Origin of the sequence: Sphaerisporangium sp. NPDC049002, assembly GCF_040649355.1 — a bacterium.
In the GTDB taxonomy this organism is placed as follows: Bacteria; Actinomycetota; Actinomycetes; order Streptosporangiales; family Streptosporangiaceae; genus Sphaerisporangium.
The window spans coordinates 1-12,446 of record NZ_JBEZFH010000222.1 but is presented as its reverse complement, the minus strand read 5'-3'; the positions used below and the strand labels follow the sequence as shown (position 1 = coordinate 12,446).

Below are 12,446 nucleotides of genomic sequence, written 5' to 3'. Positions count from 1 at the left end.
CACAAGGGCTCGGCGTGCCCAAGCGCGGCTGGATGAACGGCATCGGCGGCTGCCCGAACGTCGGCGGCATCTGCATCGCCTGCACGATGCCCGGCTTCCCGGACAAGTTCATGCCGTTCATGGACGAGCCTCCGGGCGCTCTTGTGTCCTCGACGGTCAGCACGGTGTACGGCGGCGTCATCCGCAGGCTGCGCGACATCACCCTCAGAACGGTCGACAAGGAGCCGAAGTGGCGCGCCAAGGGCCGTGCCCTGCTCACCGGCTACAAGGCGCCCTGGAGCTGACATGAAGACGGAGCTGACATGACGACCTCGAAGGACCAGAACCCCGACCTGGTCGAGATGGCCTGGGATCCGATCACCCGGATCGTCGGCAGCCTGGGCATCTACGCGAAGATCGACTTCGCGAAGAAGGAGGTCGCGGAGTGTTACAGCACCTCCTCGATCTTCCGGGGCTACAGCATCTTCATGAAGGGCAAGGACCCGCGCGACGCCCACTTCATCACCAGCAGGATCTGCGGCATCTGCGGCGACAACCACGCCACCTGCTCGGTCTACGCGCAGAACATGGCGTACGGGGTGCGGCCCCCGGCGCTGGCCGAGTGGATCATCAACCTGGGCGAGTCGGCCGAGTACATGTTCGACCACTGCATCTACCAGGAGAACCTGGTGGGGGTCGACTACTGCGAGAAGATGGTCCGCGAGACCAACCCGGGCGTGCTTGAACTGGCCGAGCGCACCGAGTGCCCGCACGCGGGCGAGCACGGCTACAAGACCATCGCCGACATCATGCGCTCGCTCAACCCGCTCGAAGGCGAGTTCTACCGCGAGGCCCTGGTGATGAGCCGGGTCACGCGGGAGATGTTCTGCCTGATGGAGGGCAGGCACGTCCACCCCTCGACGCTCTACCCGGGCGGCGTCGGGACGGTCGCGACGGTGCAGCTCTTCACCGACTACCTCACGCGGCTGATGAGGTACGTCGAGTTCATGAAGAAGGTCGTGCCAATGCACGACGACCTGTTCGACTTCTTCTACGACGCGCTGCCCGGGTACGAGCAGGTCGGGCGGAGGCGCGTGCTCCTGGGCTGCTGGGGCAGCCTGAACGATCCGGCCCACTGCGACTTCACCTACGAGAACATGAACGCCTGGGGCCGCGAGATGTTCGTGACGCCCGGCATCATCGTCGACGGGAACCTCGTCACCAACAACCTGGTGGACATCAACCTCGGGATCCGGGTCCTGCTGGGAAGCTCGTACTACGACGACTGGGAGGGCCAGGAGCCCTTCGTCACCCACGACCCGCTGGGAAACCCGGTGGACATGCGGCATCCCTGGAACCAGCACACCATCCCCCGCCCGCAGAAGCGCGACTTCAACGACAAGTACAGCTGGGTCATGTCGCCCCGCTGGTTCGACGGGAAGGACCTGCTCGCGCTGGACACCGGCGGCGGCCCCATCGCCCGGCTGTGGTCGACGGCCCTGTCGGGGAAGGTGGACATCGGATACGTCAAGTCCACCGGCCACAGCGTGCTCATCAACCTCCCGAAGAGCGCCACCAAGCCGGAGAAGACGTTCGAGTGGAAGATCCCCGAGCGCGGCGGCGAGCTGCTGTCCAACGCGCTCGAACGCAACCGCGCCCGCTCCTACTTCCAGGCGTACGCCGCCGCCTGCGCTCTGTACTTCGTCGAGCGGGGGCTGGACGAGGTGAGAAGAGGGCGCACCCAGACCTGGGAGCCGTTCGATGTGCCCGAGGAGGCGATCAGCTGCGGGTTCACCGAGGCGGTGCGCGGCGTCCTGTCGCACCACATGGTGATCAAGAACGGGAAGATCGCCAACTACCACCCGTACCCGCCGACGCCCTGGAACGCCAGCGTCCGCGACAGCTACGGAACCCCGGGCCCGTACGAGGACGCGGTGCAGAACACGCCGATCTTCGAGGAGAACCCGCCGGAGACCTTCAAGGGCATCGACATCATGCGCACCGTGCGCAGCTTCGACCCCTGCCTGCCGTGCGGGGTGCACATGTACCTCGGCAACGGCCAGGAACTACGCAAGCTGCACAGTCCGCATGCCTTCAACTCGGCCTGAGCGATCGGGCGCCGGGAAGCTCTCCGCTCCCCGGCGCCAGGAGGGGGAACCGGCGCAGATGCGCGAGGACCATGACATCCGGGCTGCCGGAGACCGCGTCGAGACGCTCATCGACGAGCTCGGCGCGCTCGCCGGCCCGGTGACGCGGGTGAAGGCCGAGGAGCTCGTGCGCGGCGTCGTCGGCCTGTACGGCGCGGGGCTGGAGCGCGTCATGCGGATCGTGGTCGAGAGCGAGGCGGCCGAGGTGCTGCACCGCCTCACCGGCGACGAGGTGGTCTCGGGCCTGCTCGCCCTCCACGACCTGCACCCGCTCGGCACGGCAGATCGCGTCCGCGCCGCGCTGGACGACGTGCGCCCGTACCTCGGGCTGCACGAGGGCGGGGTGGAACTGCTCGGCGTGGAGGAGGGCGGCGTCGTACGGCTGCGCCTGGAAGGCACCTGCCACGGGTGCTCGTCGTCGCGGGCGACCGTGACAGGCTCCATCGAGCGCGCGGTGCTCAGGGCCGCGCCCGAGGTGTCCCGCGTGGAGGTCGAGGGGGTGGCGGACGACGGGACGTCCCCGCTCCTGCAGATCCAGCACCGGCCGCCGGGCGAGTGCCCGGTGCCACAGGAGGCGGCCCCGTGACCCCGGGCGGAGCGGAGCGGCGCGATCCGGGGGAGCCTGCCGGGTTGCGGCGCTTCCGCGAGCCTCGCCCCCAGGCCGGGCCGAGGTGCGAGATGTGCGCCGAGGCGCTCGACGAGCGCCACGGCCACGCGGTGAACATCGACAGCCGCGGGCTGCTCTGCGTGTGCCGAGGCTGCGTCCTGCTGCTGTCGCGTGGAGGGACGGTCGCGCGCGGGCGGTACCGCGCGGTGCCGGAGCGCTATCTGCACGTCCCCTCGTTCCGGCTGGACGCGATGGACTGGGAGGAGCTCCAGATCCCGGTGCGCACGGCGTTCTTCTTCCGCAACTCCACGCTCGACCGGTTCGTGGCCTTCTACCCGAGCCCCGGCGGGGCCACCGAGTCGCTGCTCGACCTGTCGACCTGGGACCGCGTCCTCGCCGCCAACCCGGAGCTGGCGGAGGCGCTGCCGGACGTCGAGGCGTACCTCGTCGACCGCGGGCCGGACGGGTTCACGTGTCACCTCGTGCCGATCGACTCCTGCTACGAGCTGGTCGGCCTCGTGCGGCTGCACTGGAAGGGGTTCCACGGCGGGCAGGAGGCGTGGGACGCCATCGACGGCTTCTTCGCGGAACTGCGCCGCCGCGGCGAGGTGGTCCACCCGGTCGCGCCCACGTCGTACGTGCCTTCCGGCGCCGCGCCGCACGTGCGATCCGGTTCCGCGCCCGGGGCGGAGGGGCGCGGTCGTGTCTGAGATCCGGTTCGACTGCCGCGGCGTGCGCGTGGACCCCTACGCGGCCTTCCCGACGCTGCTCTTCCGCGTGGGCATCACCGAGCCGGAAGGCGAGGCCGTGCACGCCATCGCGCTGCGGTGCCAGATCCGCGTCGAGCCCCAGCGCCGGCGGTACGGCCCCGCGGAGACGGAGCTGCTCGCCGACCTGTTCGGGGACCCTTCACGGTGGGGGGACACGATGAGGGCCCTGCAGTTCGCCAACATCTCGATCATGGTTCCGAGGTTCACCGGCGCCACCGAGGTCGACGTCCCGGTGCCGTGCAGCTACGACCTGGAGGTGGCCGCGGGCAAGTACTTCGCCTCGCTGGACGAGGGCGAGGTTCCCCTGCTGCTGCTCTTCAGCGGCACCGTCTTCGCCAGGGCCGGGGAGGGCTTCACCGTGCGGCCGGTGCCCTGGCACTGCGAGGCCCGGCAGGATCTGCCCGTCTCGGTGTGGCGGGAGATGATCGACCGCTACTTCCCGGCGAGCGGCTGGCTGCGGCTCCACCGGGACACGCTGCGGGCGCTACAGCGGTTCAAGTCGGACCGCACGCTGGCCACCTGGGACGAAGTCGTCGAAGTGCTGCTGAAGGAGGCGCGGGGATGAGCGTGCCGATGGACACGGCCCGCAAGGTGGCCGACGCGGTGCTGTACGAGGGGTACCTGCTGTACCCCTACCGTGCCTCGGCCGCGAAGAACCGGCTGCGCTGGCAGTTCGGGGTGCTCGTGCCCCCCTGGTACACGGCCACGGCCGAGCCGTCGAGGAGCGTGACCGAATGTCTCCTCGAACGCTCGTCCAACGCGCTCGTACGCCTGCGCCTGCGGTTCCTCCACGTCAAGGAGCGCCGGGTGGAGCGCGCCGAGCCCGGTGGCTTCCGGCCGGTCGGCGAGCTGGAATGCGACGGCACCACCCACATCACCTTCGACGAGGCCACCTCGCGGGAGATGGAGGCCGTGCTGCCCATGCCGCACCTGTTCGGCGCGGAGCGCACGGTCGTCGTGCGCGTCCCCGGTGACCGGTCCGAGGAGCCGATCCTCACGGCGTCAGGTGACACGCTGGGCCGCGTCGTGAACGTTCACCAGCCGGTGCGGGCCGTGCTGCGGGTCGCGGCCGAGCGGATGGCCGGGCCGTACGGCCTGGTGAGGCTCCGCGTCCGGCTGGAGAACGTCACCGAGCCGGTACGGGCGGCGGCCTCGCGCGAGCAGGCGCTGCGGCACTCGCTGGTGGCGGCGCACCTGCTCATCGGGGTGACGTCCGGAGGCTTCCTGTCGATGACCGACCCTCCTGAGTGGGCCAGGGCGGCCACGGACGGCTGCCGCAACGAGAACACCTGGCCCGTGCTCGTCGGCGAGCCCGGGCTGCGCGACGTGATGCTGTCGTCCCCGATCATCCTGTACGACCACCCGGACATCGCCCCGGAGAGCCCCGGCGACCTGTTCGACTCCACCGAGATCGACGAGATGCTCCACCTGCGGACCCTCACGCTCACCGACGAGGAGAAACGGGAGGCGCGGGCCACCGACCCCCGGGCGGCCGAGATCATCCAGAGGGCCGGGGACCTGCCGCCCGAGCTGGTGGAACGGCTGCACGGCGCGATCCGCCACCTGGGCACGCCCACGCCCCCGTCCACGCCCTGGTGGGACCCGGCGGCCGACGCCTCGGCCTCGCCGGACACCGACAGCGTGACCGTCGCGGGGGTGGAGGTCGCCAAGGGGAGCCGCGTGCGGCTGACCCCCGGAAGGCGGCGCGCCGACGCGCACGACATGTTCCTCGCCGGGAAGACCGCCCAGGTGGAGGCCGTGCTGCTCGACGTCGACGGAGGGCGCTACCTGGCCGTCACGCTCGACGACGACCTCGGAGCCGACCTGCACCGTTCGCACGGGCGCTTCCTCTACTTCGCCCCCGACGAGGTCGAACCGCTCACCGGCGGGGAGGTGAGCGCGTGAAGATCCTTGTGGCGGGCGTGGGGAACGTCTTCCTCGGCGACGACGGCTTCGGCGTCGCCGTGGCCAGGCTCCTCGCCAAGAGAGAGCTCCCGGAAGGGGTCGTGGCGACCGACTTCGGCATCCGCGGCGTCCATCTCGCCTACGAGCTCACCGGCGGGCGCTACGACTGCACGATCCTGGTCGACGCGGTCTCGCGCGGCGGGCCGCCGGGCACGCTGTACGTCATCCGGCCGACCGCCGGCGAGGACCCGGGCACCTTCGTCGACGCCCACGACATGACCCCGGACGCGGTGCTCGCGCTGGCGGACACGCTGGGCGGGACCGGGCAGGTGCTGCTCGTGGGATGCGAGCCCGCGGACGTGTCGCCCGGCATGGAGCTGAGCCCGCCGGTCGCCGACGCCGTGCCGAGGGCCGCCGACCTGGTTCTCGAACTCGTCCCCGAACAGATCGCGACGGCGTCCGCCGTCGCGGGCCGAAAGGAGGAACGGACATGACCAAACGGCTGATGACGCTCGCGGTCCTGGTGGGGGTGGGTGTCCTGGTCTACCGGTCGATCCCCGACATCAAGCGCTACATGCAGATCAGGCGGATGTGACCCGGCACGTACGGGCCGACCAGCGGAGACCGAGAGACATGAGAGATGAGGTGAGGTAATCGTGCATGAGTACGGGATCGCGGAGTCGATCCTCGCCGCGGTGGAGGGCCGGGCCGACGGCCGGCGGATACGCCGGGCACGGGTACAGGTAGGTGCCCTGCTCCGCGTCGCCGAGCCCTCGATCAACGACGCGTGGGCCATGGTCGCCGAGGGAACGGTGGCCGAGGGCGCGAGTCTCGACCTGGTCACCCTTCCCGTCCGGCTCACCTGCCGGGCCTGCGGGAACACGGCCACGTCGGTGGACCCCTACGCGGTGTGCCCCGGCTGCGGGGCCACCGACGTCGACACCGAGGGCGGCGACGACCTCGTCCTCGAATCCATCCAGCTCGCGGAGGCGACCCATGTGCCTGGGGATTCCCGGGGAGATCGTGGAGATCCTGTCGGATCGCCCTGATCTCGCGAACGTCGATGTGTGCGGCGTCCGGCGCGCCATCAACATCGGCCTGCTGGAGGGCGAGGCTCTCGCCCCCGGTGACTGGATCCTCATCCACGTCGGGTTCGCCCTGTCGAAGATCGACGAAGCCGAGGCCGCGTCGGCCATGGACTTCCTCGAAAGCATCGGCCAGGCGTACGAGGACGAGATCGCCGCTCTGCGTGAATCCATGATCGAACAGGGGTGACGTTCCGATGCGCTTCGTCGACGAGTACCGCGACGCCGACAAGGCACGGGCGCTCGCCGCCCGCATCGCCGCGCTGTGCGAGCCGGGCCGTGCCTACAAGTTCATGGAGGTCTGCGGCGGGCACACCCACACGATCTACAAGCACGGGCTGGAGGACCACCTGCCGCCGGCGGTCACGCTGGTGCACGGGCCGGGCTGCCCCGTCTGCGTCATCCCGATGGGAAGGGTGGACGACGCCATCCACATCGCGGAGCGGCCCGGCGTGATCATGACGTCGTTCGGCGACATGATGCGGGTGCCGGGCGGCCGGGGGTCGTTCCTGGACGCCATGGCCAGGGGCGCCGACATCAGGATGGTCTACTCGCCGCTGGACGCCCTGAAGATCGCCCGGGAGAACCCGGGCAAGCAGGTCGTCTTCATGGCCATCGGGTTCGAGACCACGGCCCCGTCGACGGCGATGACCGTCCTGCGGGCCGCCGCCGAGAAGATCGGCAACTTCTCGGTCTTCTGCAACCACGTGACGATCATTCCCGCGATCAAGGCGATCCTGGACTCTCCCGACCTGCGGCTCGACGGGTTCATCGGGCCCGGCCACGTGTCGACGGTCATCGGCTGCCGGCCGTACGGCTTCATCGCCCGCGACTACGGCAAGCCGCTGGTGGTCGCCGGGTTCGAGCCGCTCGACGTGTTGCAGTCGGTCTACCAGAACCTGCTCCAGCTCGCCGAGGGCCGGGCGGCGGTGGAGAACCAGTACGCCCGGGTGGTCCCGTGGGACGGCAACCTCAAGGCGCTGTCGGTGATCAACGAGGTGATGGAGCTGCGCCCGCACTTCGAGTGGCGCGGGCTCGGGTTCATCTCCGAATCGGCGCTCAGCGTGCGTGAGGCGTACGCGGACTTCGACGCGGAACGGATCTTCGACATCCCGGGCGGGCGCGTGGCCGACCCGAAGGCGTGCCAGTGCGGTGAGGTGCTCAAGGGCGTGCTCAAGCCCTGGGAGTGCAAGGTGTTCGGCACGGCCTGCACCCCGGAGACGCCGATCGGCACCTGCATGGTGTCCTCCGAGGGAGCCTGCGCGGCCTACTACAACTTCGGCCGGTTCTCGCGCGACCGGGTCAAGGAGGCGACGCGGACGTGAGCTCCGAGGAACAGGTGCTGGAGCGGATCGAACGGGCGCGCCGCCGCAGACCGCGTGTCCGCGAGGACCTCATCACCCTCGCGCACGGCGCGGGAGGCAAGGCGACGCGAACCCTCATCGAGGCCGTGTTCCTGGAGTCCTTCCGCAACCCGCTGCTGGAGCCGCTGGCGGACGGGGCGGTCGACGGCGGGATGGCGTTCACCACCGACTCCTACGTGGTCACGCCGCTCTTCTTCCCCGGGGGCGACATCGGGGACCTGGCGGTGAACGGCACCGTCAACGACCTCGCGATGTGCGGGGCGCGCCCGGCGTACCTGTCGGCCGCGTTCATCCTCGAAGAGGGCTTCCCCGTCGCCGACCTGCGCCGGATCACCGCGAGCATGGCGGCGGCGGCCCGGGAGGCGGGCGTGGCGGTGGTCACCGGTGACACCAAGGTCGTGCAGCGAGGGAAGGCCGACGGCTGCTACATCACCACGGCCGGCGTGGGGACGGTGGACCCGGAGGTCCGGCTCAGCGCGTCCGCCGCCGAGCCAGGCGACGCGGTCATCGTGTCAGGGCCGATCGGCGAGCACGGCGTCACGGTCATGCTCGCCCGCGGAGGGCTCGACATCGAGGCCGCCGGCCTGGTCTCCGACACCGCGCCGCTCAACGGCCTGACCGCGCGGCTGCTCGCGGCGTGCGACGGCGGGTCGGTGCGCTGCCTGCGGGACGCCACCCGCGGCGGCGTGGCGACGGTGCTCAACGAGGTCGCGGAGTCCTCCGAGGTCGCGGTGGTCCTCGACGAGGACGCGATCCCCGTACGGCCCGGCGTGCGCGGGGCGTGCGAACTGCTCGGCATCGACCCCCTCTACGTCGCCTGCGAGGGCCGGATGATCGTCGTGGTGGACCAGCGGTCCGCCGGGGCGGCGCTGGACGCGCTTCAGGCGCACCCACTGGGAACGGGCGCGGCCGTCATCGGGCGGATCGCCGGGGATCCCCCCGGGCTCGTCCTGCTCAAGACCGCCTTCGGTGGCGCCCGGATCGTCGACGTGCTGGTGGGCGACCCGCTGCCGCGTATCTGCTGAGGCGCCCGGGGTACGAACCCTGTGGGGGGAAGGTCCCGCCCGGCGCCCGCCGGCGGGAACGCTATGCGATGGGGGTGCAGTCATGACCGATCCGCGGGAGCCCGGGGCCCCGGGCCGCAGGACCAGCCTGGAGAAGCTCCGCGCCAAGGTCCACCAGGAGGTCGTCATGGCCGGCAACCGCGCGTTCGAGAGCCCGCCGCGAGGCGACAGGCGGCCTCCGCGCGTGGTCACGGAGGTGGAGGAGCACGGCGTGAGCTCGACGGACACCGAGGCCAGGTCGCCGCTGGGCGTCGGCACGAGCACGAGCGCCCGCGCCGAGAAGATCGCCCAGCGGGAGGACGAGGCCGGCCGCAAGAAGGTCGGCGTCGAGCACCCGTCCGGACGTCCGTACGGCGTCTCGACTCCGGAGCACGCCACCGGCGTCGGACGGAGCCGGACCGCCGGAGGCGCGAACCCCTCCATGCCGCCAGGAGACCAGGCCGGCTGACCCCGCCGCCGGACGGGGCCGTGCCGCCTGCGGCCGCCACCTGGTCCGGCTCGCCCGTATGAGCCGGTCGGTGGCGTCGTGGGCTGGCAGAGTTGGCTCCGTGGCAGAGGAAGTGCGGATCGGGGTGTTCCTGCCGGCCGCGCGGTTTCCCGGGCGTGACCACGGCGAGGTGCTGTCGGCCGCCGTGGACACGGCGGTGGCCGCCGAGCGGGCCGGGTTCGACGACGTGTGGATCGCGGAGCACCACTTCATGTCGTACGGAGTGTGCCCCTCGGCCACGACGCTCGCGGGGTACGTGCTCGGCCGCACGCGGCGCATCGAGGTGGGTACGGCCGTGAGCGTGCTGTCGTCGCAGCATCCGATCGCGCTCGCGGAGCAGGCCGCACTCCTCGACCAGGTGTCCGGCGGCCGCTTCCGCCTCGGCGTCGGGCGCGGTGGCCCATGGGTCGACCTGGAGGTCTTCGGCACCGGGCTCGACCGCTACGAGAACGGCTTCGTCGAGAGCCTCGACCTGCTGATCGCCGCGCTCACGCGGGAGCGGGTCGCGGCGAAGGGGGCGATCTTCCGGTTCAGGGAGGTGGAGATGGTGCCGAGGCCGGGAAGGCCGATGCGTCCGATGGTCGCCTCGACCTCGCCGGGCACGGTCAAAGTGGCCGCGGCACGAGGGCTGCCCATGCTGCTCGGGATGCACATCGGCGACCCGGACAAGGCCGCCCTGGTCGAGGGCTACGCGGGCACGGCCGCCGCGCACGGTCACGACCTGACGGGGATACGGCACGTCGCGGCCGGCGTCGCGTACGTCGCCGATACGACCTCCGAAGCGGTCGCGGCCATGAAGGAGTCGCTCCCGAGGTGGCTCGCGCCCGGCCTGGCCGGCTACCGGACGGTGGACGACCGCACGTACATCCCGAGGGACGCGGACGACTACGCCGACCTCCTCTGCCGCCTGCACCCGGTCGGCTCGCCCGGCCACTGCGCCGACACGATGCTCGCCACGATCAAGCGGACGGGCGTCCGCCACCTCATCCTGATGGTCGAGGGAGCCGGCGACCCCGCCCTCACCCACCAGAACCTGTCCAGACTCGGCGCCGAGGTGCTGCCGGTCGTACGGGCGTCCTGCTGATCAGGGGTCGACGGGAAGGCGGCTCGTATGCGCGTTGTCATCGCGGGTGGGCACGGGAAGATCGCGCTTCGGCTGGCGCGGGTTCTGGCGGGGCAGGGGGACACGCCCGTCGGGCTGGTCCGCGACCCCGGCCACGAGCGGGACGTCCGGGAGGCCGGGGCCGAGGCGATCGTGTGCGACCTGGAGACGGCCGGGGTGGAGGAGGTGGCCGCCCACCTGCGGGGAGCCGACGCCGCCGTGTTCGCGGCCGGAGCCGGGCCGGGCAGCGGCGCGGCGCGCAAGGACACCGTCGACCGCGCGGCGGCCGTGCTGCTGGCGGAGGCGGCCGAACGGGCCGGCGTGCGGCGCTTCGTGCAGATCTCCGCGATGGGCGCCGACCGGCCGCCGGAGCCCGGCGCCGGCGAGGTCTGGGCGGCGTACATCAGGGCCAAGGCCGACGCCGAGGACGACCTGCGGGCTCGCGACCTCGACTGGACGGTGCTGCGTCCGGGCGGGCTGACCGACGACCCCGGCACCGGCCTGGTCACCCTGGCGGAGCCGCTGGTGCCGCGCGGCGGGGTCACCCGTGACGACGTCGCCGCCGTGATCGCCGGGTTGCTGGGCACCCCCGGCACCGGGGGGCGCACCCTGGAGCTCGTCGGGGGTGACACGCCGGTCGACGAGGCAGTCCGCGCGGTGGCTTCGAGTTGAATGTTTCATCCTTCTTTCGGGGCAGCGAAGGCTGGTTAATCGGTTCAACCAGCGATTGACTTCCGGCGTTCCTCCAGGCTGTGAAGCCGCCGGTGTCAGGTGAACGCTCTTTGTCATCCGATCGCCTCCGACGTGCCGGTGCCGGTCCGGATGGCCATTGCCGGTATGAGTCGCGATCAATGACTTAATCGGTTAATTTCAGGACGCTTCCGCCAGCGCCAACCCATTTCTTGCCGAGGGCTGTTCATTTCCCGAAAGGAAGTCCTGATGAGACGCAGTCTCGCCACCTTCGCGGCGGCCGTGCTGGTCGCCGCCGGTGGAGTCGCCGCGGTGAGCATGTCCGCGGCGAACGCCGCCGCCGGGTGCAAGGTCGTGTACAAGGTCGTCAACCAGTGGTCGGGAGGCTTCCAGGGCGACGTCGCGATCACCAACCTCGGTGACCCGCTGACGAGCTGGAAGCTGGAGTTCGACTTCCCCGACGCCGGCCAGAAGGTCGGGACCGGCTGGAACGCCACGTGGTCGCAGTCGGGGGCGCACGTGACGGCGACCAGCATGTCGTACAACGGGGCCCTCGCCACGAACGCCACCATCAGCGGCGTCGGCTTCACCGGGACCTTCACCGGGAGCAACCCGGTGCCCTCCGCCTTCAAGGTGAACGGGGTGACCTGCACCGGTTCTGTGACGGCGACCCCGACCCCGACGGTCACGCCGACCCTCACGCCGACGCCGACCCCGACGGTCACGCCCACCGTTCCCCCGGGCACGGCGCCCAAGCTGCACGTGTCGGGCAACAAGCTCGTCAACGCCTCCGGCCAGGCCGTACGGCTCCTCGGGGCCAACCGCTCGGGCGGCGAGTTCGCGTGCATCCAGGGCAACGGCATCTGGAACGGCCCGATGGACGACGCTTCCATCAACGCCATGGCCGCGTGGAAGATCCGGACCGTCCGCGTCCCGCTCAACGAGGAGTGCTGGCTCGGCACGAGCAACGTCCAGCCGCAGTACGGCGGGACCACGTACCAGAACGAGGTGAAGGGCTACGTCGCAAGGCTGCTGGCGCACGGCATCACCCCGATCGTCGAGATGCACTGGAGCTACGGCACCTACACCGGCAACTCGTCCGCCTGCACCGACGTACACGCGTCGTGCCAGAAGCCCATGCCGGACGCCCAGCCACCGAGCCCGGCCAGGCCCTGCGCGAGCTGCACCAGCGTGTCCTCCAAGGGGACTCCGAGCTCGCGGTCACCCCTGTCTATCGCCGTGGCGG

14 protein-coding genes and 1 pseudogene are annotated in these 12,446 nt (G+C 71.0%); all 15 read left to right on the top strand.

What is annotated here, in order from left to right; translation table 11 throughout:
- Positions 1 to 284, top strand: a pseudogene (locus AB0B89_RS30490) (hydrogenase expression protein HypE); the annotation flags it as partial.
- Positions 285 to 302: 18 nt separating this feature from the next.
- Positions 303 to 2,087, top strand: coding sequence for a nickel-dependent hydrogenase large subunit (locus AB0B89_RS30485; RefSeq protein WP_358559692.1), 1,785 nt, complete (start codon positions 303 to 305; stop codon positions 2,085 to 2,087).
- A gap of 58 nt (positions 2,088 to 2,145) precedes the next feature.
- Positions 2,146 to 2,712 carry a NifU family protein gene (locus tag AB0B89_RS30480; RefSeq protein ID WP_358559690.1) on the top strand — a complete coding sequence of 189 codons (567 nt, stop codon included), beginning with the start codon at positions 2,146 to 2,148 and terminating at the stop codon, positions 2,710 to 2,712.
- Positions 2,709 to 3,443: a DUF5947 family protein gene (locus AB0B89_RS30475; RefSeq protein WP_358559689.1), complete on the top strand. Its 735-nt coding sequence runs from the start codon at positions 2,709 to 2,711 to the stop codon at positions 3,441 to 3,443. The genes AB0B89_RS30480 and AB0B89_RS30475 overlap by 4 nt, the downstream gene beginning before the upstream one ends.
- Positions 3,436 to 4,068: a DUF6084 family protein gene (locus tag AB0B89_RS30470; RefSeq protein ID WP_358559687.1), complete on the top strand. Its 633-nt coding sequence runs from the start codon at positions 3,436 to 3,438 to the stop codon at positions 4,066 to 4,068. The genes AB0B89_RS30475 and AB0B89_RS30470 overlap by 8 nt, the downstream gene beginning before the upstream one ends.
- The gene (locus AB0B89_RS30465; RefSeq protein ID WP_358559685.1) at positions 4,065 to 5,408 is read left to right on the top strand and encodes a hypothetical protein; all 1,344 of its coding nucleotides are present in this window, start codon (positions 4,065 to 4,067) and stop codon (positions 5,406 to 5,408) included. Before AB0B89_RS30470 ends, AB0B89_RS30465 begins: the two co-directional genes overlap by 4 nt.
- Positions 5,405 to 5,902: a hydrogenase maturation protease gene (locus tag AB0B89_RS30460; RefSeq protein WP_358559683.1), complete on the top strand. Its 498-nt coding sequence runs from the start codon at positions 5,405 to 5,407 to the stop codon at positions 5,900 to 5,902. Before AB0B89_RS30465 ends, AB0B89_RS30460 begins: the two co-directional genes overlap by 4 nt.
- 162 nt (positions 5,903 to 6,064) lie before the next feature.
- Positions 6,065 to 6,457: a hydrogenase maturation nickel metallochaperone HypA gene (locus AB0B89_RS30455; RefSeq protein ID WP_358559681.1), complete on the top strand. Its 393-nt coding sequence runs from the start codon at positions 6,065 to 6,067 to the stop codon at positions 6,455 to 6,457.
- Entirely contained in the window at positions 6,432 to 6,683 is a 252-nt protein-coding gene (locus AB0B89_RS30450) for a HypC/HybG/HupF family hydrogenase formation chaperone (protein ID WP_358559679.1), read from the top strand. Before AB0B89_RS30455 ends, AB0B89_RS30450 begins: the two co-directional genes overlap by 26 nt.
- A 7-nt stretch (positions 6,684 to 6,690) precedes the next feature.
- Entirely contained in the window at positions 6,691 to 7,818 is a 1,128-nt protein-coding gene (hypD, locus tag AB0B89_RS30445; protein WP_358559677.1) for a hydrogenase formation protein HypD, read from the top strand.
- Positions 7,815 to 8,882, top strand: a complete 1,068-nt coding sequence (gene hypE, locus AB0B89_RS30440; RefSeq protein WP_358559675.1) for a hydrogenase expression/formation protein HypE — start codon at positions 7,815 to 7,817, stop codon at positions 8,880 to 8,882. Before hypD ends, hypE begins: the two co-directional genes overlap by 4 nt.
- An 82-nt stretch (positions 8,883 to 8,964) precedes the next feature.
- The gene (locus AB0B89_RS30435) at positions 8,965 to 9,369 is read left to right on the top strand and encodes a hypothetical protein (protein ID WP_358559673.1); all 405 of its coding nucleotides are present in this window, start codon (positions 8,965 to 8,967) and stop codon (positions 9,367 to 9,369) included.
- 112 nt (positions 9,370 to 9,481) lie between these two features.
- Complete coding sequence (locus AB0B89_RS30430; RefSeq protein ID WP_358559694.1) at positions 9,482 to 10,492, top strand: LLM class flavin-dependent oxidoreductase; 1,011 nt, start codon at positions 9,482 to 9,484, stop codon at positions 10,490 to 10,492.
- A 27-nt stretch (positions 10,493 to 10,519) separates the two neighbouring features.
- Complete coding sequence (locus tag AB0B89_RS30425; RefSeq protein ID WP_358559672.1) at positions 10,520 to 11,182, top strand: NAD(P)H-binding protein; 663 nt, start codon at positions 10,520 to 10,522, stop codon at positions 11,180 to 11,182.
- Between the two features lie 267 nt (positions 11,183 to 11,449).
- Positions 11,450 to 12,446: cellulose-binding domain-containing protein (locus tag AB0B89_RS30420; protein ID WP_358559670.1), on the top strand; the 997-nt coding region annotated here is incomplete at its 3' end.

Bases quoted from the DNA above. Each gene is read 5' to 3' on its own strand.
- hypD (WP_358559677.1), top strand. From the start codon at position 6,691: ATGCGCTTCGTCGACGAGTACCGCGACGCCGACAAGGCACGGGCGCTC.
- AB0B89_RS30425 (WP_358559672.1), top strand. From the start codon at position 10,520: ATGCGCGTTGTCATCGCGGGTGGGCACGGGAAGATCGCGCTTCGGCTG.
- AB0B89_RS30465 (WP_358559685.1), top strand. From the start codon at position 4,065: ATGAGCGTGCCGATGGACACGGCCCGCAAGGTGGCCGACGCGGTGCTG.
- AB0B89_RS30485 (WP_358559692.1), top strand. From the start codon at position 303: ATGACGACCTCGAAGGACCAGAACCCCGACCTGGTCGAGATGGCCTGG.
- AB0B89_RS30435 (WP_358559673.1), top strand. From the start codon at position 8,965: ATGACCGATCCGCGGGAGCCCGGGGCCCCGGGCCGCAGGACCAGCCTG.
- AB0B89_RS30480 (WP_358559690.1), top strand. From the start codon at position 2,146: ATGCGCGAGGACCATGACATCCGGGCTGCCGGAGACCGCGTCGAGACG.